Origin of the sequence: [Zimmermannella] faecalis ATCC 13722 (assembly GCF_000381765.1) — a bacterium.
GTDB classification, from domain to species: domain Bacteria; phylum Actinomycetota; class Actinomycetes; order Actinomycetales; family Microbacteriaceae; genus Gulosibacter; species Gulosibacter faecalis.
In genome coordinates this window covers 12,655-29,229 of sequence record NZ_KB907077.1, presented here as the reverse complement: position 1 = coordinate 29,229, position 16,575 = coordinate 12,655, and the positions used below count along the sequence as shown (strand labels likewise).

At 63.1% G+C, this 16,575-nt stretch carries 25 protein-coding genes; 2 read left to right on the top strand and 23 right to left on the bottom strand.

Features of this window, described 5'->3' with window-relative positions; translation table 11 throughout:
- Positions 1-28: 28 nt before the first annotated feature.
- The 6 genes from G328_RS0105975 to G328_RS0105950 form a co-directional block, all read right to left on the bottom strand.
- Entirely contained in the window at positions 29-1,276 is a 1,248-nt protein-coding gene (locus G328_RS0105975; RefSeq protein WP_019618432.1) for a major capsid protein, read from the bottom strand.
- Between the two features lie 51 nt (positions 1,277-1,327).
- Complete coding sequence (locus G328_RS16485) at positions 1,328-1,819, bottom strand: hypothetical protein (RefSeq protein ID WP_019618431.1); 492 nt, start codon at positions 1,817-1,819, stop codon at positions 1,328-1,330.
- A 78-nt stretch (positions 1,820-1,897) separates the two neighbouring features.
- Positions 1,898-2,689: a VG15 protein gene (locus G328_RS0105965; RefSeq protein WP_019618430.1), complete on the bottom strand. Its 792-nt coding sequence runs from the start codon at positions 2,687-2,689 to the stop codon at positions 1,898-1,900.
- Positions 2,673-3,998 (bottom strand): phage portal protein, encoded by a 1,326-nt coding sequence (locus tag G328_RS0105960; RefSeq protein WP_222828665.1) that lies wholly within the window; start codon positions 3,996-3,998, stop codon positions 2,673-2,675. The genes G328_RS0105965 and G328_RS0105960 overlap by 17 nt, the downstream gene beginning before the upstream one ends.
- A 14-nt stretch (positions 3,999-4,012) precedes the next feature.
- Positions 4,013-5,632: a terminase gene (locus G328_RS0105955; RefSeq protein ID WP_235619850.1), complete on the bottom strand. Its 1,620-nt coding sequence runs from the start codon at positions 5,630-5,632 to the stop codon at positions 4,013-4,015.
- 115 nt (positions 5,633-5,747) lie between these two features.
- On the bottom strand, positions 5,748-6,113 hold the full coding sequence (locus G328_RS0105950; protein ID WP_019618427.1) for a hypothetical protein: 366 nt from the start codon (positions 6,111-6,113) through the stop codon (positions 5,748-5,750).
- A gap of 14 nt (positions 6,114-6,127) precedes the next feature.
- Between G328_RS0105950 and G328_RS16480 the strand changes: the two genes are divergently transcribed.
- Positions 6,128-6,598 (top strand): hypothetical protein, encoded by a 471-nt coding sequence (locus tag G328_RS16480; RefSeq protein ID WP_154651533.1) that lies wholly within the window; start codon positions 6,128-6,130, stop codon positions 6,596-6,598.
- A gap of 91 nt (positions 6,599-6,689) precedes the next feature.
- On the opposite strand, the gene G328_RS0105940 is transcribed toward G328_RS16480, so the two are convergent.
- Positions 6,690-6,965 (bottom strand): hypothetical protein, encoded by a 276-nt coding sequence (locus G328_RS0105940; RefSeq protein WP_019618425.1) that lies wholly within the window; start codon positions 6,963-6,965, stop codon positions 6,690-6,692.
- Positions 6,966-7,083: 118 nt separating this feature from the next.
- On the opposite strand from G328_RS0105940, the gene G328_RS16475 reads away from it, so the two are divergent.
- Positions 7,084-7,782, top strand: a complete 699-nt coding sequence (locus tag G328_RS16475; protein WP_154651532.1) for a hypothetical protein — start codon at positions 7,084-7,086, stop codon at positions 7,780-7,782.
- Positions 7,783-7,985: 203 nt separating this feature from the next.
- Here G328_RS16475 and G328_RS0105930 read toward each other — a convergent pair whose 3' ends face one another.
- From G328_RS0105930 to G328_RS0105850, 16 genes are all read right to left on the bottom strand, one after another.
- A complete protein-coding gene (locus G328_RS0105930; RefSeq protein WP_019618423.1) occupies positions 7,986-8,216 on the bottom strand; it encodes a MerR family transcriptional regulator in 231 nt (76 codons plus the stop codon).
- 20 nt (positions 8,217-8,236) lie between these two features.
- Positions 8,237-8,647, bottom strand: coding sequence for a hypothetical protein (locus G328_RS16470; RefSeq protein WP_154651531.1), 411 nt, complete (start codon positions 8,645-8,647; stop codon positions 8,237-8,239).
- Positions 8,648-8,697: 50 nt separating this feature from the next.
- Positions 8,698-9,189, bottom strand: coding sequence for a DNA cytosine methyltransferase (locus tag G328_RS0105920; protein WP_154651530.1), 492 nt, complete (start codon positions 9,187-9,189; stop codon positions 8,698-8,700).
- Positions 9,182-9,370, bottom strand: a complete 189-nt coding sequence (locus G328_RS0105915) for a hypothetical protein (RefSeq protein ID WP_019618420.1) — start codon at positions 9,368-9,370, stop codon at positions 9,182-9,184. The genes G328_RS0105920 and G328_RS0105915 overlap by 8 nt, the downstream gene beginning before the upstream one ends.
- Entirely contained in the window at positions 9,367-9,594 is a 228-nt protein-coding gene (locus tag G328_RS0105910; protein ID WP_154651529.1) for a hypothetical protein, read from the bottom strand. The genes G328_RS0105915 and G328_RS0105910 overlap by 4 nt, the downstream gene beginning before the upstream one ends.
- Entirely contained in the window at positions 9,594-10,178 is a 585-nt protein-coding gene (locus tag G328_RS0105905; protein ID WP_019618418.1) for a hypothetical protein, read from the bottom strand. Before G328_RS0105905 ends, G328_RS0105910 begins: the two co-directional genes overlap by 1 nt.
- 241 nt (positions 10,179-10,419) lie before the next feature.
- A complete protein-coding gene (locus tag G328_RS15775) occupies positions 10,420-10,950 on the bottom strand; it encodes an ASCH domain-containing protein (RefSeq protein ID WP_154651528.1) in 531 nt (176 codons plus the stop codon).
- Positions 10,890-12,065 (bottom strand): AAA family ATPase, encoded by a 1,176-nt coding sequence (locus G328_RS0105890; RefSeq protein WP_019618415.1) that lies wholly within the window; start codon positions 12,063-12,065, stop codon positions 10,890-10,892. Before G328_RS0105890 ends, G328_RS15775 begins: the two co-directional genes overlap by 61 nt.
- Entirely contained in the window at positions 12,065-12,706 is a 642-nt protein-coding gene (locus G328_RS16165) for a helix-turn-helix domain-containing protein (protein ID WP_187325736.1), read from the bottom strand. Before G328_RS16165 ends, G328_RS0105890 begins: the two co-directional genes overlap by 1 nt.
- Positions 12,703-13,101, bottom strand: a complete 399-nt coding sequence (locus G328_RS0105880; protein WP_019618413.1) for an HNH endonuclease — start codon at positions 13,099-13,101, stop codon at positions 12,703-12,705. The genes G328_RS16165 and G328_RS0105880 overlap by 4 nt, the downstream gene beginning before the upstream one ends.
- Positions 13,101-13,682 carry a hypothetical protein gene (locus tag G328_RS0105875; RefSeq protein WP_040904961.1) on the bottom strand — a complete coding sequence of 194 codons (582 nt, stop codon included), beginning with the start codon at positions 13,680-13,682 and terminating at the stop codon, positions 13,101-13,103. The genes G328_RS0105880 and G328_RS0105875 overlap by 1 nt, the downstream gene beginning before the upstream one ends.
- Positions 13,682-13,996: a hypothetical protein gene (locus G328_RS14425; protein ID WP_154651527.1), complete on the bottom strand. Its 315-nt coding sequence runs from the start codon at positions 13,994-13,996 to the stop codon at positions 13,682-13,684. The genes G328_RS0105875 and G328_RS14425 overlap by 1 nt, the downstream gene beginning before the upstream one ends.
- A gap of 29 nt (positions 13,997-14,025) precedes the next feature.
- Positions 14,026-14,913 carry a hypothetical protein gene (locus tag G328_RS0105865; RefSeq protein ID WP_019618410.1) on the bottom strand — a complete coding sequence of 296 codons (888 nt, stop codon included), beginning with the start codon at positions 14,911-14,913 and terminating at the stop codon, positions 14,026-14,028.
- Complete coding sequence (locus G328_RS14420; protein ID WP_019618409.1) at positions 14,910-15,725, bottom strand: hypothetical protein; 816 nt, start codon at positions 15,723-15,725, stop codon at positions 14,910-14,912. Before G328_RS14420 ends, G328_RS0105865 begins: the two co-directional genes overlap by 4 nt.
- Positions 15,722-16,210 carry an HNH endonuclease gene (locus G328_RS0105855; RefSeq protein ID WP_019618408.1) on the bottom strand — a complete coding sequence of 163 codons (489 nt, stop codon included), beginning with the start codon at positions 16,208-16,210 and terminating at the stop codon, positions 15,722-15,724. The genes G328_RS14420 and G328_RS0105855 overlap by 4 nt, the downstream gene beginning before the upstream one ends.
- Entirely contained in the window at positions 16,210-16,575 is a 366-nt protein-coding gene (locus tag G328_RS0105850) for a hypothetical protein (RefSeq protein ID WP_019618407.1), read from the bottom strand. The genes G328_RS0105855 and G328_RS0105850 overlap by 1 nt, the downstream gene beginning before the upstream one ends.

Here is a 16,575-nt window from a genome sequence, read left to right as displayed (position 1 = left end):
AGACGTTGCCCTGCCCCTCCCATATCGGCTACTTCTCGGTGACCGTGACCGAAGGCGTAGTGCCGCCAGTCAGGTCGTTCGCACCCAACTCGAGCACAGCACCCTCAGTGAAGGTGACGGTCTTCGTGCCGGTGCCGGTCACCTTCACGCCCGAGATGCCCTCGAGCGCGTTGATTGCTGCGGCGATCGCGGCGTTAGTCGCATCGAACGCGATCGCTGCAGTCTCGTCACCGTCAACCTCGAGGGTGTAGGTGCCACCGGTCGGAGCGCCAGTCACCTGAAGGGTGTAGGCGGTGGGCTCCTCCTCGGCGGTTTCGCCCGAGTCGAAGTTCACGCGGATCGCACGACGGAACTCGAGCTGCGGCTTGTCGTCACCGTCGAGCACGATCGCGCCTGCCTCGTCCACCTCGGGGTCAGTGATCAGCGAAGCGCCAACGAAGGCGTGGACCACCGAACGGTCGAGCATGGTCGAGCCGTCGTAATCCCACACCTGCGTCACCGCGAGGCCGTGACCAGCGCGAGCCGAACCACCCTTCGCAGCGCCCTGCGGCACCACGGGAGCGACGACCGCGATCGCGAGCGCCGAGTTGTGCACGAAGTACGACTCGTCTTCGCCGAGCGCGTCAAGCTCGATGATGGTGAAGCCTGCGAGCTTGCCCACGACGCCCTCGCGGAGCGCCTCAGGCAGGCCCGCAGTGTCAACATCGAGCAGCTTGTCGTAGCCCGAAATTGCCTCAGCAACGCTCGAGCCGACGAGCCAGTAGCGGCCCGCAGTCGGCACGTGCGCATCCTGGAACAGCTTCCGGGCGCGGAGCGCAACCTTGCGAGGGTCAGCGAAGCGGCCCTCGACCGACGGAGTGAAGGGCACCTCCATCGTGAAGTCTGCGCCACGAAGCGCGCCCACAATGGTGTCCTCGAAGTACTCGACCAGTGCAGCAACCTGAGGCTGCTGAATGTCGCGCACATAGTCAACCTCGTCCAGAGTGGCCTCTTCCGAGGTCAAGCCGACCGCGTTGTACGGGTGCTTGTTCAGCACGACAGGAATCTTGGTCTTCACGATCCGGTCAACAATGATCGCGTCAGTGCCGCGCCATTCCTTCTCGCGAGCCTGCAGCACGACCGGACGACGCACCATCACGGTGTCATCCTTTGCGCCAGCGAAGTCGGCCTTGGTCAGCTTGTTCGGGAAGAGGCCCGGTGCCTTCACTTCACGCTTGAGCAGCGCGAGCGCGGTCGCGGCGAGCTTCTCGCCCTTGTCGAAAATGTTGGTCGCCATGACGGCGCTCCTTTCAATAGAAAAAGCCCCGCCACGTTTGGCGAGGCTTGGTTAGTTGCCGATTGCGGCATTCACGATGTCGTCAGCCGACATCTCAGGTTCTTTCGCGGGCTGCGACCCGCCAGACAGACGACGGCGAGGCTCACGACGCGGCGCACGCAGCGCAGTGTCATCCTTCTCGCCACCCTTGACGCCGAGCGCATCCAGCAGCTCCCCGGCGTCTTCGATCATTTCCTCGACCGTCTCGCCACGAAGCCGCGAAGCGAACGACTCAGGCACACCGAGCTTCAGCGCGGCCCGCAACTGCAGGTTCTCCCGCTGAACGTCGGCATCCTTCGGCTTCGCCTTCAGCTGCTTGTTCTCCTGACGGAGACGGTCAATGGTGCGGCGAGCACGCTTCGGGTCGAAGTCACCCTCGAACCCCTCGTCAGTGCTCTCCTGCGGATCGTCGGGCTCCTGCCCGTCATCCTGCTCGTCGTGCTCGTCCTGCTCGAGTTCCGGCTCCTGACCGTCCTCGATCTGATCGGTGGCGATATCAGCCATCGTTTCTCTCCACTCTCGTGCGGCCGCCACTGACGGCCTTATGAACCCCCACCCGCATCTCACGGCAGGGAAGAATTGTTAGAACCAGCCCTCACGCTGGAGGCGGTTCATCTCCGAGATCACGTTGCGTGCGTTCGCGCCGCCGTCCATCTCGGATGCGCGCTCACGCGCCTCGTAATAGGCGTCCTCGAATAACTCCAGGCGATCCTCATACCCGTCAGGCTGGAGTCCGTCGGAAATCGGCACGACCTCGCACTTGCAGTGATCGTGAAACTTCTCACCAACCCGCTGATTGCCGCGAGTACGGCCCTTGTTTCGCCCGACGACGACGCCCGCAGCTGATGTAGCAGCGTCTGTACCAGACTCGATCCAGTACTCACGAGTCGCCAACATCGCACAAAACCCGCAACAACCAGACTTCGCGATACGCCGAACCCGCGTGTACGTCTTCCGCACCGTCTCACGCATGCCGCCGACCGCATGCCGAGTGCCAGCACCAGCCACGCCAGCGAGGATCGTGCGCGCGACCGTCTCGAAATCCGTGCCGCGAGACATGAGGTGCTTCGCCCGGTGCGGCCCGAGCACCGTCAACGACGACACGATCGCGTTCACGTCCGCCGTCGCCGGGTTCACCCGAAAGCGGCCCGAAATGAGGCCCTCGTGGGAGAACTGCTCCGCATACTGTGTGCCGAGCTGCACACCCTTGCGGTGCCCGCGCTGCACAACCGACGATGCGGCCGCGACCCATCCCGGCGCGGACGCATCCACGCGAGTCAGGTCGAGCGCGCCCATCGTCACCGCGAGCCCATCCGTCACCTCACGCGCCAGCTGGGTTTGCGCGGCCTGGTACTCGTCAAACAGCCTGGTCATCGAACTGGCCCAGATCGACGTTACGGAGCATCCGCCCATACGGGTCAGCATCCGCGAGCTTCTCCCACGACTTCACCGTGCCCGAATCAACGTTCGGGATCATGTGCCAGAGCGCGCGAACGGGAACCTGCAGCTGCACCGCGATCTTGCCAAGCGCATCCGCCATCTGCGACATGGAGCGGATCGACGCATCGCGGAAGTCGCACGAACCCTCATAGTCCGTCCACGCCTCAAGATTGCCCTGCGAGAGGCCCGCGAGACGGAACCACTGCTGATGCGACTCACCAAACGACGTCTCGTAATCGTGCAGCTTCCGCTGCATCGACGCCTCTTCCGCCGCCTGCGCCTCAGCACCATCCGACTGATTCGCCTGCGCACCCAAAAGTGCCTTCTGTGGCACCTGCGCGATCGACGCCAAATCCTGCTTCGCATCCCGGCGCGCCTCGATGTACTGCTTCATGTCCGTCGAGTCGAGCGCGCCCGCCTTCGCATCAGGATTCTCGATCAACAGCAGCCGGTCACGCTCCAGAATCATCTTCTGACGCTTCTGGTCTTCCTCGGAGTCCGGCGCGGCCATTCCCGTGATGTAGCGAATCTTCCATGACGCAAACGTCTCCGTCATCAGCAGATCAAACTTCGACTGATCAACCGACGCCTGCACCGGAATCAGCGGCTCAACCTCACCCGTAACGGTGCCCTCGTCATCCATCTCGCCCGCATAACGGACGACCGGCGTGACACCAAGATTGTGCTCCTGGTGCTCGATGTACTCGAGCTTGCCCTCAACCCGGTCGTACCCGAAGCGGTACACCGCCTCATGATCGAGCACGAGATAGTGCGACGCCTTCGCCGTCGACGGCTCCATATACACCGCGAACTCCGGCCACTCGTCCGCCTCAGGGTCTTGATACACCGCAAGCATGCGCTTCGCCGAGTAAATCTTCGCCTCAGGCACCGGCTCGCCAGGGAGCAGCATCGAATACGCGAGACCACCCTGGAACGCGGCACGATACAAGCGCGACTGCCGGACAGGCATCCGGTTACCGCGCCACACCGCCCACAGATCGTCCTTCAGCGCCTCGTTCGACGGCGAGTAATCCCGCAGCTCAATCGACTGGCACAGCATCTTCAGCACGAGCCCGATGAACGGAGTGCGTGACTTCTCGAGCAGCGCATCGTACTCACGAGTCGCCTCACGAGGCCGATACGGCTTCTCATGCTTCCCGCGCGCCCAATTCTCGAACGTCTGCTGACGCTCCCGCTCCTCAATCAGTGACGGAATGAGCACCTCGCGAGCAAGCTCAGTCACAGCCTTCTGGCGCATCACCATACTCCGCCCCTTCCTTGCTTCCGCTTCGCAGCAAGATTCAAAACCAGCCGGCGAACCATCCGAGCACCAACCGCCGCCACAGCGAGGTCGATCTTCTTCGGGCTCTCCGGGCCTTCCTTCATCAGCGAGACACCGTGACGTGTCGGGAACCGCTTTGCGTTCTTCACATGCCGTGATAGTTCCGCATGTCCCGGGTGCGGTACGTCGCCCTGCTCGACCTCTTCCACGAACAGTTCCGCAGCAGCGACGAACTTCGCGCCCTCACCGTGCGCATTCGCCATATCGAACGCGATCGAATGCCCATCACGGCCCGGCTTCGCCCACACCAGCAGCTTCTGCCCAAAATCGCGATGCCACTGGTCGACCGTCGCCGTCCAATACGGGTCAAGGGTGCCGTCCTCGCGAGTATGCGAAGGGTCCGCGAAGAACCCGACGACCCGGTATTCCTTGAACGCCTGACGAACCCGCTGCGAGACGACCCCGCGCGGTGCCAACCACGTGCCACGGCGCGCCTTCGGGGGTGCCTGCCACAGCCCGAGCGGGAACAGCGCCCCATCCGACACTCGACAAGCGACGAGCACGGTCGCGTCATCCGACTTCGATCCGTCGAAGAACATCACAATCTCGTCCTTCGGCTTCAACCGCAGATCAGTGTTCGCGTTTGCATCCCACCAGAACGGATCCATCCACGAGTCCTCAGCCGCTGCCAGCTGATTCCACCACTTACGGCGCGACTCCGACGGTGCATTCTTCGGATCCTTAATCGACTTCACGATGCGCGGAATCTGCAGCCACACCGCGTCGCCACGAACCGACTCAGTGACCTGCGTCAGCACGTCATCACCATCGGTCAACTTTGCCTTCGGGGACGCCTCCAGCGAGTCGTACATGATGCCCGAAAACTCAACCTCGTCCGGCCGAGCAAGATGCGCCTCCAGATTCAAGCGCGTGCGCTCGAGCACCGAATCCTCACCAGGCACGTAAGCGTTCGCGATACCCAAGAACCGGGCCTGCTTCGCGTTCTTCGTCAAGTTACCCTCGACCACGCCATACATGTCATGCCCGCGGTTCTCCGACCGCCAATACTGCATCTCGTTACCGAGCACGAACGTCGTACGCGCACCCTCAATCGGGTCAGGATTCGACGTCAACGCCTCGAGCATCCGCGTATCCCCGAGCGCATACAGCATGTTCTTGTTGATCACGAGCCCGTACTCGGTCTTCGCTTCATCCGTGAACAACGAAGGAAACAACCGCATCGTGTTCTTCGTCTGCCGCTGCGTCACCGCGAGAATCTGCACCCACGCATCCGGCTCGTCCACACCCTTACCACCGTCAGGGCGGCACGGCCCGACCAGCTCAAGCGCGGAAACAACCGCAGCCACCGGGTCTTTACCCCAACCCTTAAGGCGCTGCAGCCAACCCTGCCGGTCGTAGATCAGCCGGTCATGCCCATCATGGGCATACCACCACAGAACCCAACGGGCCTGCTCAGACGTGAACTTCCACGGCTCCCCGCGCGACAACTGCAGCCGCTGCCCAGCCCACACAAGCGCATCCCAACCAATGGAATGCTCCGGGAGAACGTAGCGGCCATTCTCGACCTGCCACACCGGGCCAATCAACTCAGGCGGGTAATCCGCGTCAAGCGGCCGCGCGGGCTCCGCGAGCAGCTCACGGTAGTACCGGCGAATCTCGCTCGAATCGTCATGCCGAACAGCCCGCTGCCTACGCGCCACGACTCCAGCGCGCGTTCGCCGCCTTCTGCGCGGCCGCCGTGCGCGGGCTCACCGCCTCACCGGCACCGTCACCCTCAGGCAGATCGAGCTTCCCAATGAAATCGATGTACGCCTTGCGGTGCATCCGAACCTCAGTCAGCAGCGGGTTCGCCACATCCTGACCCATGGAGCCGCGAACCATCAACGGTGCGCCCTTCAGCTCCTTCTCGAGCAGCGCTACGAGGTCAAGCTCGCGACAGGCCGACTCGAGGATCGGGTACTCGTGCTCGTCCAAGTCGTAGGTCGCGAGCGTGTCACTCCACAGCTTCCGCGACTTCGCCGACAGGCCCGTCGGAGGTCGTTTCTTCTCGTCCACGGCACCTCCTGAGCATGAAAACCGGCGAAAAACGCCTCGAAAACGTGTTTGTACCGAGGTATGTACCTCTTATTGCGCAGCGCGAAAAAATAGATTCCGATGCATGCAACTACGAATTTGCTAAGCCCGACGGCTTACCGGAGCACCTCGGGGGGACTCCCCCTATCCGTATCGAACGCGCGTTCGAAAATCGGTCGGGGTGTTCGATCGTCGGCAGGCTCGGAGTTCTATCTGGTTCGGCGCTTGAGCCAGGCCAAGGCGTCGGCTGGCGCGCCGGGATGTGTCTCTGGTTCGCGGTAGCGCGCTGCTTGGTATTTGGCGCGTTGCGCGTTCTTGGCTTGACGGATGGTTTCGATCCTGTGGTGTTCGGGGCAGAGCCATTCGAGCCAGCGGAGGTCGTGGACGTCGCGCTTGATGTGGTGGAGTTCTCGACCTGCACGCTCGCATCGCACACCGTTGGTTCGGCGTTCGCACTGGCCACCTGAGCGGGCCTTGGCCTGCTTCTTGAGTTGCCCCCAGTTGGTGGGGAGTTCGTCGCGTCGGCGGCTGCCGTTCCATCCGGCCATGACTGCTCGCCTACTCCTGTTGGGCGTGGCCGTTGACGGCTTCCTCTTCCGCTGTTTTCACGAGCGGTGGCCGCGGGGTGTAGTGCGTGGCCTCGGTGACGGCGGTGTCGAACCGGACGTGCATGGCGTGGATGGTGATGGTGGCTTTGTACTCGGCGCCGACCTGCTTGACCTCGATGTCGGGGCCGATGGCGAGGTAGCCGATGCGGTGCCCGTCAATGAGGATCTCGTTATCGGTGAAGACGATTTCGCCGACGTGGTACTTGTCGGGCTTGATTTCCGGCATGCTTCGTCCTTGGTGTTGTGGATAACTCGTGCTGGTGCGGGCCTTGCGGGGTCGCACTGTCTCTGTCCGCACTAGGCTCCGTATGCGAGGCGTGGATACCGAATGTGAAAGGCGCGCAGTGGAGACTCACATCACGCGTAAGCGACCGCCGTCTGCTTGGCAGGGCACCTACGACGACCTGGAAGATCTACTCACGACACCTGCTGACCTCTTACGCGTTGAGGATGACGAGCTCGATCACGTGTCAGTGCAGGCGGGGCTAAGGGCTGGGCGCGGAACTAACGAAGTGGTGACCGCGAACCCGAAGGACGTTCGTCAGCGGCTTGAGTCTTCCGCGACAGTTCCGCATTGGATCGAGCTTCGGTCAGACTCCGGACGGCGAAGCATTGAGTTCACATTTCGACCCTTGTATGGAATTGCCATTGATATCGAAGGCGACGACGCGGCCTGGGTGAAGGAAGTTGATCGGCAGCTCGGCGACCTCTTGAAAGCTCAGAAGCCTGAAATGTCTTGGCTGTTCCACACTTGGGCACGGGTCGCAGTTAACGCTGTTGTTGGCATGCTTCTCGTGTGGCTGACCATTAGAGCTGGCGAGCGCCTGGGTATCACTATCGAGTGGAGCGGAGCCTGGTACTGGTACGTGGCGCTCGTTCTCGCAGGAATCGGACTCGGGCTCGCGATTAACGTGCTCTACCCAGAGCTGCAGCTCGACGGCGGCGGCGCATCATCCAAGCGACGACGTTGGCTGCGCGGCATCTTTTGGGTCGCTGGCCTGCTCGGAAGTGCGGCGATCGCCGAGTTCTTCTTTGGTTCTTGAGATTGACATGGTGTCGTAGCCGAGCCAGTAGAGGAAGCGTGACATTCGGTGGCCGACCCGCACCCAGTGTTCGTTGTGCTCGGGTAGTTCTTTGCGCTGCATTCTGAGCTCCCTGCGGTCAAGTCGGGTGAATAGCCGAACGCCCCGGCAGCAGCTGCTCGGGGCGTTCAACATTTCGTCGATCTTTATCTAATCGGGTGCAATCACTTGGCTGTCAAGTCCAATGTGATGCCGAGTTTTCTGAGTCGATATCGGTGGGCCGGATTCGACATGGTTTTCGTTCGGTACCAGGTGAGGAGTTCGTCGAGCTCGATCCTCATGTGGCCGTGTTCGTCGAAGTAGACGTCCATGCCGTCTGCTCGCCAGTATCGGATGGTGCGGATGGAGCGGCCGACTCGTCGGGCGGCTTCTCTGGTGGTGAGTAGGTCGTCCATCGGGGTGCTCCTTCCGGGTGTTAGTGCCTTCGTGATGTGCCGGGAAGCCCGCCGCGGACTACCTGGCTCATTCCGTAGATGCGTCGATCGAAGGTGTCGAATTGGCGGACGTGGCTCGGCTCCATGTCCATCTTGAGGAATGCTTCGTCGTATTCGTCGGTCGGCGCGTGCTTGTTGCGGCGTTCTTCGCGTTCGCGATCGAGTCGACGGATCCGTTCGAGCTCGGCACGCTCTTGGTCGCGGCGCTGTTTGTGGGCTGCCCGACGCTTCTTCTGCTCCTCGGGCGGGAGTAGTCGAGTGCTTGTGCGGCGCAGCTGCTCTGTTGGGTCGCATCGCAGGTTGGCTGCGGTGGTGTGGATGGACATTTGGCCGTTAGCCCTGAGTGCGTGTTCTTCCTGGCAGATCGGGCAGGTCGCGAACTTGAGTGCCATGTCTGGATCCTACGATCGGACCACGACATACGTCAGGCATTCCACCACGCTCACGCTGCATGCTCCAATACGCTCGAGCCGATCCAGTGCGCAACGTTCACGCTCACCGCGTTGCCCGCGCCCCTCGTCGTCTCCGACTTGTTCGCCGCCGAGGTGTCGTAGCCCTCCCAGAACCGCTGCGCCCGCAGGTGCTCAGTAGGGCCAAGTATGCGGAAAGAGACGTCCTCGAGCTCGAACGGCAGGTCGCCGGCGTAGTGGTTCTTCGGCCGCTCACGCGACGGCGTCACCAGCGCGTGGTTTCCGCCCGTCGCCGTGATGGCGTGCGTCGGCTCCCACACCGAGGTGTTCAGGTGCTCGGCGCTACTGCGCTGCGTGTACTGCCGATGTTCGGTCTCGTTCGTCCCCCAGTAGGTCGGCGTCGAGAGCGATTCAGGGCGCTGTACGACCCAGTCGATGATGTCGCTCGCGCTCGATGCGCTGCCGTCCCACTGCATCGCCTCGATCACGACGGGGCGCTTTCGGTACTGCATTGGCTTACTCATCGTCTTCTTCCTCTGCTATCGCGAACCCGCACTCTGCGAGCTCGTCTGCCGCTTCATTCGCGACACCAACATCAATCCCCGCCTCGGACAGCTGCTTGTCCGAGAACCGGTACAGCAGCTCCATCGCCAACTCGGCGACAAACACAGGCACGTACGCGACCTGCCGATTCAGCTCCGTCATGACACCTCCAAAAAGTCGAGCACCGCAGCTGCCTGCCGCAGGTACTGCGACTGCCAATGCCCTTCCAGGTCGTCGAATGCCGGCCTGCGAGAGACCTGAACCATCGCCGCCTCATAGATCACTTCCGCGACCCGGTACCTCCGCGCCTCGGCCTCTTCCCGGCGAGCCTCAAGCCACGCCTCGTCGTTCAACCAGTCCGCGCGCTCCCCTTCGAGATCTCGCATCATGCGTCCTTTCCCGCATGCAGCACGAGGCTGCACCGTTTACACACCACCGTTGGCTCTTCTGCCGCCTCCCACGTCACCCAAACTTCACGGGTCAGACAGACAGGGCAGAGTGATCCGATCGAGTCCTCGACACGCAGCCGGGATTGCCCCGTGGCGTTGAGTGCTCGTCTGATTACGTCGACGACCTCGTCATGCAGGTCGGCGACGATTGGGAGGCCGACGACGTCGTCGAACCTGTCGAGGAGGAACGCTTGTGCCTCCCCGACCGTGAGCGCGATTTCACCAACGTCGGTCGACCGCAACCGCGCCACAGCACCGTCTTGCAGCGAGAGTCGTTCGATCGTCTCGCTCAGCCACACGAACCCTGTCGGGGTGAGTCGCGGCCCGAGCAGCCGATAGGCTTCGGCGGCCCAGCCGAGCACGACCGCGGTGAGCTCGTCCACCAGCATGGACGGGATCGGCCGGAACGGAATCCGCGCCTCACGCGACGTCTGCACCCGGTCGTCGCCGAACTTCACCGATTGCGGGGATGGAACGACTTGCTCGCGCAGCAGCCCCGCCAACGGTGCCGCGATCTTCACATGGTCACGCAGCCGGCGGTAGCAGTACTCGCACAGGCGGCCCTTCCATGCGGGCCGCTGCGATGGTGAATCGACTGGACCCTGCAGGCATCCCCTGACGCACATCATCTGCCAGCCCTCGCTTGCTTGTCGGCGTACGCGATCGCTTCCGCATGCGTGTCGAACGGCTCCCACGGGCCGAGGATCCCGACCGGTGACGCCCACCAGTAGACGAGGCCGCGGTAGACCTTCCAGCGGCGCATCATGAGACACCGCCGATCTGCTCGAGCACGAGAGCTGTCGTCTCCTCGTCGAGGCGGCGAAGACCCTGCGCGCCCTTGAATGCGATCGGTTCCCACAGCGACTGCGGGTTCTCGAACACCAGGTGCATGGAGTCAGGCTCTGCCCACGGCGAGCAATAGCCGTAAGTGCCGTCGCGGAACTCGAGGCACTCCGGCGACCGGTGGACGCTGACGAGGTCAGCCACTCCGATGATGCGGCCGTGATTGCCCCACCAGGGAGAGAAGAGACCGCCGGCGCCGAACCGAGTTGCCGCAGCGTCGAGCGCCGCACGCGAGTCTGACAGGGAGAACGCGTTCTTGTCTTCCTGCTTCCCGGCGTGAATCGCCACCGGACCCCGGTACGAGCCCGCAAGATTCCTCGAACGGTTCTCGACGTCCTTCCCTCCATGCACGAGGGCCCACGCCCACGGCTGACGCACTGTGAGAATCCTCATGACTGCACCTCCTGGAACGGCAACCCGTTCGACGACTTGATCAACCGCTTCGGCCACATCCGCTCCTCTCGGTCGCCACGCCAACGGACGAGATCCACCTCGCCCGGCTTGCCCTTCGGAGTCACCCGCAAACCCATCCCGAACTCTGGCCAGCCGAGCAGCGCCGAACTCCCTCGAGGGGCAAGCTGCCGCTCCCCCGTCTTCGACATCGATTTGCCCGCGTGTGCTTCGATCAGCAACGCCAGGCCGCGATCGCGCAGCGTGTCCAACGCGGCGAGCACAGGTGCCGCCTCGTCGTCGTCGTTGATCGCACCCTTCGTCAGGCGGTACAGCGGGCCGATCATCACAATGTCCGGGTTCACTCGATCCACCAGCTGGTGAATCTGCATCAGCTCGTCCGGGCGAGTGATATCAATTCGGCGAATGTTCGCGACCGCGAGGTTCTCCGACAGATTCCCGTCCGCCTGCAGGTTCGACACCTGCGAGACCAGACCCCGCGCGGCGCGCGCCCACTGCCGTTCGGTGTTCTCCGCATCAATCACGAGACACCTACGCGGGGTGATCGACTGCCAATCACGGAACGGATGCACACCCGCCGCAGCGGCGAACACCAGCTGCCGCAGGAACGTCGACTTGCCCAGCCCCTCGAATCCGGTCAGCATGAGCCGGTCCTTCCGCTCAAGCAGGCCCGAGATCAGCCAGTCATGCGACGTGTCGAAGTCGAGGAGATCGCGCACCGTGCGGAGCTGGAAGTCGGCGCCGGCGGCACGCTTCTGCAGCCCCTCCAACGCGCTCATGCCCTCACGCACTGCCGAGACGGGATCACCGGCGGAGTCGCGCAGTTGCGTCGCGACCTTCACCACGCCACGTTCCAACGCTGCACGAGCAACAAGCTCGGCGTAGTAGGAGACGTTCGCGGCGGTGAACACCTCGCCCACCCACGTGTGAAGATCAGCCGGTTCGATACCGATGACGCCCCACGTCTTGAGCTTGCCGCTCACCGTGATCACGTCAACCGGCTCGCCGAGGCCCTGCATGTCGACCATGCCGCGGAAGATCCTGCCGAGACGTTCGTCTTGGAAGTCTTCTGCTGCGACGGCCTTCATTGCTTCGCCGAGGTAGCGCGAGTCGAGCATGAGCGCGCCGAGAACTGTTCGTTCGTTGTCGATCATCAGTTCGCCCAATCCCACTCGTAGGCGTTCTCGGACTGCTCTTGCGCAGGCTTCGCCCACTTCTTCGCGTTCCCGAGCCACGTACGGAACCCGGCGCCCCAATCCCGGTATCGGCGGTCGTTCGCGAGCGCCCAGCTCTTGAACTGCCCGAGCTCGTGCATGAGATCGATGCCGTTCTCGGCCGCGTACTTCACGTTCGCTTCGGTCGGCTCCCAGTCATCCGGCAATGCCGTTTCGGGTTTGCGTCGCCCCAATTGGGTAGTACTTCTCTGGGTAGTACTTCGTAGGTCACTGTGACCCCCTCCCCCGGTCACTGTGACCTCCCTAGCCAGGTCACTGTGACCGGGCCGGAACGGGTTCACCTGGTACAGGTTGCTGATCTGTTTTCCGTCGCTGTTCGACCGTTGGATGCGTGTCACTAGACCGAGGTCCTCGAGCTTCCGCAGACGTCGCTTCACGGTCGATTCGCTCAGCCCGACGTCGGTCGCGAGCGTCGTCAGCGACGGCCACGATTCGCCTCGGCTGTTAGCGCGGTTCATCAGCGCGATGAACAGCAGCTTCTCTGCGTTGTCGAGGGGCGCGTCGCGGATCACCCAGTTCGGCACCGACGACCAGCCATCCTGGTCCACGTCCTTACTCATGCTGCTTCCCTCCATTCCTCGTATTCATCGCCGTACGCCTGCACCATCAGCGCGTCAGCCTCTTCGTTTGTGATTGGCAGTGCCTCGCCCTGGTCCAGCACGCACCACTGCCCGCGCCAGGCGTAGTACACCGGCACAACACCCGCGTGCGGGATCCACCGTCTGACCTTCCAGCCGTGCTTGAGCGCCGACGTCTGCATGTCGCGCTCCGCTCGGGAGTTGCAGGGCTGACACAGCGTGAGCCCCTCCCACGCCTCCGGCCGCAGCCGCGAGCCACCCATGCCCACCGCCTGGCGGTGTTGGAACTCGAGGGGCCGCATCCGCCCACATGCCGCGCAGCGGTAGTGATCACGTGCGAGCACGAGCTCGCGCATCGATTTCGTTGGCGCGGCCATCAGAACGGCAACTCCTCGACCGCAGGCTCGACGATCTCCGCCGCCTGCGTCAGATCAACCGCGTAGCCCTTCCGAACGCCATTACCGCCGATGCCGGCGGTCTCGAACGCGACGTCGGCGACCGTGCCGTAGCCCTCCCGGAACGTGAGCGCGACGAGCTTGTCGATAATCCAGAACTTGCTGTCGATGTGCACCTTCACGACGGCGCCAATGTGGTTCACCGTGAGGTCGGCGACCGTCGTAACGAACTTCCCTTCGAGGTCGCCTGCTCGAGCCTTCTCAAGCTCCTTCTGCGCGGCCTGCAGCTGCTCGCTGCGCGTCATCGCCTCGTTCCGCCAGAACTCGACTTGCTGCCGGAGCGTTCCAACTTCCTCATCGGACTTGAGCTCTGTCTTGATCAGCGCGTCGTCGATTCGACGGTTCTCATTCGAGAGTTCCTCGATCTTCTTCATCGCCAACTCGAGATCCGACTCGGCTGCCGCGAGCGCCTGCTCGAGGTGCACGGCAGTCTTTCGTGCCCGTTCGCGTTCCTGCTCGAATCGAGTGATCACCTCGAGGTGGATCTTCCTTTGCTTGGCCATTACCGGCCCCTTCCAGTCGTGCCCACGTACGCAGCAGCGATGCTCTTCGCCACCGTCTGCCACGCCGACAGGCGAGTCTCTAAACCGCGGTAATGCCGCTGCGCATGCGTGAACTCCAAGCGCGCGATCTCCGCGTCCGCGCGGAGCTGGCCCACCGCCAGCTCCGCGCGATACTTCTTCTCGGCCTGCGGACCCTCAGCAGCCAGATACGCCTTCGCGAACTCCCGGTCGTACTCACGCTCGAGCTGCTCCGCCTTCGCCTGACGCTCCGACACGATCTGCGAACCCTTCTCGAGCTCGCTCGTGAGCGCCATGATCTGCTGCTCAACATCCGCAGGGTTCATTAGTTGAAGCCCTCCGGCAGATTCGGGAACGCGTCATCATCAAGCGGCGGCACGTCCTCGTCGAGCACCATCGGCACCTCGTCGACCGGCTTAAGCTCGTCCTTCACCGGCTCGGCACCCTCTGGCGCTTGCGCATCAGCCTTCTGTGACACTTTCGCCACGGGTTCGGGTGAGGGTTTAGGCTCCGACTTTTCGGGCGCTTCTACGGCCTCCTGCGGTTTCCGTTTCCGCGACACCGTCCGCGTCGAAGGCTTCGCCGGCGTCGACTCCACAGGGCCGTCATCCTCCAACTCCTCAGCCACATACGAGAGACCAAGAACGTCATCCGCAGCGATCCGGCGAACCAGCTCCGAAGTCGCACGGGCCACGAGCATCGCCGCCGGCTGCTTCTGCCAGTTGTCCTTGCCTGTGAGCTTCATCTGCTTCGCACGGTCCATATCCCACATGGCCGTCTCGATGTTCTCGGTACCGCGGCGCTTGCCCTTCACGACCGCGCGCTGCGACGTCGACTCCTCGACCCAGATCTCGTGGCCCTTCGCGAGCGCGATCGCTCGGAGCGTGTTCGCGCGCAGAGCGGGAGTGCCCTGAATGATGTCAATCGAGCGCAGCGACGCCATCGGCGTCAGCCCCAGCTCGAGGCCCGTGACGATCGCCGCCGCCGCCTGCTCCGGCCGGCCCTGCAGCGACTGCGGAACGAAGTTCGTCTTCACCAGCGACAGGCTCGCGTTATAGGCCAGACGAAGATCCGAGGCGAACTGCACCAGCGCTGCAGACCCTCGAGTGATCGCCTGGTCTCGCGACGGCGCCACACCGTTATCGTCACGCCGGGCAACCTCGGCGCCCTGCTCCTCGTCGAACGCCTCAACCTCGATGATTTCCTCGCTCATGCTGCTTCCTCCTTGCTCGACGGAGCAACGATCTCCGGCTTCTTCCATGTGTCTGCGACGTCACGGTTCGACGCCGTCTTCGCGACCTGCGCGATATGCCCGAACGCATGCCAGGTGGCCTGCGAGAACTCCATCGGGTAGACCGCATAGCCGTCGCTGCGGATCCAGATCGCCCACAGATCCGTGATGCCGAGATCCGCCGTCAGCCCGAGGGATCCATCGGCCTTCGCGTAGTGCGTCGACCTCGCGTACGCGGTGAGCTGCAGCGCGGTCTCCGGGTAGATGCCCGACCGGTTCGTCTTCCAGTCCGCGAGGATGACCTTCCCCGGGAACTTCTTCGACCGCAGCAGCAGGTCGAACGTGCCGCCGTACAGCGCCTTCTCGTGGAAGCACGGGGTCTCGGAGAGGATCAGCTCGACCTCGAAGTCATCGAGGAACGCGGCCGCCGACTCGACATGCCCGCGGATCTCGTCCGGCACCTCGACGTCCTCGCCGTGCGCCAGCTGCTCCGCAAGGTCGTGCACTTCCGTGCCTCGCTTTGCCGCAGCGTCGCGATCCGCGTAGCGGGCGTCCTTGAGGGTCTTGAGTCGCGACGCGATCGGCATCTCTGCCAGCTCATCCCAGTTGTTCACCGCGTAGTCAGCGGTGGTGTTCGCCGCCCAGTTGATCAACGCCGGCTTCGGCAGACCATTGCTGAGCAGCGTCGTGACGCCGTCCATCTTCTGGTACTGCCCCTCGGCGTCGAGGTACTGGTAGCCGTGCCCACGGCCGAAATTCCGCCGCTTGAACCGAGGCTTTTCTTTCGCGCTCACGCTGCGACTCCCATCTTCTTGTTCTTGTACTTCTCAGTGCGGATCCGGTTGCATTCCTTGCAAACTCGCTCCCAGCTGCGTCCTCGCGGATAGACGTAGATGTTGTCGCCAGACAGCTGATGTCCACGGACGCAGTGGGTCTTCGCGGTATTGGGGAGAGTGCCGTGCCTGACGGCGTCGAGCATGTTGTCTGAGTTCGTTCCGTAGGCGAGGTTTGCGACGCGGTTGTCGCCAGGGTCACCATTGAGATGCCGGACGAGCGGGCCGGTTTCCTCGAGAAACGCCTTAGCCACAAGCTGGTGGACGTACACGTTGCGTTGCTTACCGTCGAAGAAAAACTTGACGGTCTTGTGGCCATCGTCTGGAATGACCGCCTGAACCAGGATTCGACCGCCGCACCAGTTCGACCGAACGCGCCCGAGGTTGCTCACCTCATAGCGGTCACCACGGATATGCGTTGGCCGCCAGATCTCGTCGACAGCCATTAGAGGTCACCCCCGAACGTCTCGTCGAGCTCCGCGAACCCATCCGTAGGCGACTCAAGATCCGCCTCACGCTCCACCACCATCGGGAGTGGTTCGTCACCCGAGCGGGCATTTGCGAGTGCCGACAGCAGCTCCTCGATGTGGTTCAGCTCCTCCGGTTCCTCGACGACCTCGATGTGCGTGATCTTCGCGAGCGCCGACACATCGCCCGTGTCGTCGTCGACCTTCCGCGACTTGCGCTCGATGCGAGCAATCACGATCGACGGCGCCGGCGCATCAACATCGAGGAACGCGCGAGCGTGTGCCTCGAGCCCATTGCGTTCGCTGTTCGGAAGTCGACCCGAGAGCTGGAATTCTTTCGACAT

Excerpts from the sequence above, each read along its gene's own strand:
- G328_RS0105975 (WP_019618432.1), bottom strand. The coding sequence starts at position 1,276 with ATGGCGACCAACATTTTCGACAAGGGCGAGAAGCTCGCCGCGACCGCG.
- G328_RS16485 (WP_019618431.1), bottom strand. The coding sequence starts at position 1,819 with ATGGCTGATATCGCCACCGATCAGATCGAGGACGGTCAGGAGCCGGAA.
- G328_RS0105965 (WP_019618430.1), bottom strand. The coding sequence starts at position 2,689 with ATGACCAGGCTGTTTGACGAGTACCAGGCCGCGCAAACCCAGCTGGCG.
- G328_RS16480 (WP_154651533.1), top strand. The coding sequence starts at position 6,128 with ATGAAAACCGGCGAAAAACGCCTCGAAAACGTGTTTGTACCGAGGTAT.
- G328_RS0105940 (WP_019618425.1), bottom strand. The coding sequence starts at position 6,965 with ATGCCGGAAATCAAGCCCGACAAGTACCACGTCGGCGAAATCGTCTTC.
- G328_RS0105930 (WP_019618423.1), bottom strand. The coding sequence starts at position 8,216 with ATGGACGACCTACTCACCACCAGAGAAGCCGCCCGACGAGTCGGCCGC.
- G328_RS16470 (WP_154651531.1), bottom strand. The coding sequence starts at position 8,647 with ATGGCACTCAAGTTCGCGACCTGCCCGATCTGCCAGGAAGAACACGCA.
- G328_RS0105920 (WP_154651530.1), bottom strand. The coding sequence starts at position 9,189 with ATGAGTAAGCCAATGCAGTACCGAAAGCGCCCCGTCGTGATCGAGGCG.
- G328_RS0105915 (WP_019618420.1), bottom strand. The coding sequence starts at position 9,370 with ATGACGGAGCTGAATCGGCAGGTCGCGTACGTGCCTGTGTTTGTCGCC.
- G328_RS0105910 (WP_154651529.1), bottom strand. The coding sequence starts at position 9,594 with ATGCGAGATCTCGAAGGGGAGCGCGCGGACTGGTTGAACGACGAGGCG.
- G328_RS0105890 (WP_019618415.1), bottom strand. The coding sequence starts at position 12,065 with ATGATCGACAACGAACGAACAGTTCTCGGCGCGCTCATGCTCGACTCG.
- G328_RS16165 (WP_187325736.1), bottom strand. The coding sequence starts at position 12,706 with ATGAGTAAGGACGTGGACCAGGATGGCTGGTCGTCGGTGCCGAACTGG.
- G328_RS0105880 (WP_019618413.1), bottom strand. The coding sequence starts at position 13,101 with ATGGCCGCGCCAACGAAATCGATGCGCGAGCTCGTGCTCGCACGTGAT.
- G328_RS0105875 (WP_040904961.1), bottom strand. The coding sequence starts at position 13,682 with ATGGCCAAGCAAAGGAAGATCCACCTCGAGGTGATCACTCGATTCGAG.
- G328_RS14425 (WP_154651527.1), bottom strand. The coding sequence starts at position 13,996 with ATGGCGCTCACGAGCGAGCTCGAGAAGGGTTCGCAGATCGTGTCGGAG.
- G328_RS0105865 (WP_019618410.1), bottom strand. The coding sequence starts at position 14,913 with ATGAGCGAGGAAATCATCGAGGTTGAGGCGTTCGACGAGGAGCAGGGC.
- G328_RS0105855 (WP_019618408.1), bottom strand. The coding sequence starts at position 16,210 with ATGGCTGTCGACGAGATCTGGCGGCCAACGCATATCCGTGGTGACCGC.
- G328_RS0105850 (WP_019618407.1), bottom strand. The coding sequence starts at position 16,575 with ATGTCGAAAGAATTCCAGCTCTCGGGTCGACTTCCGAACAGCGAACGC.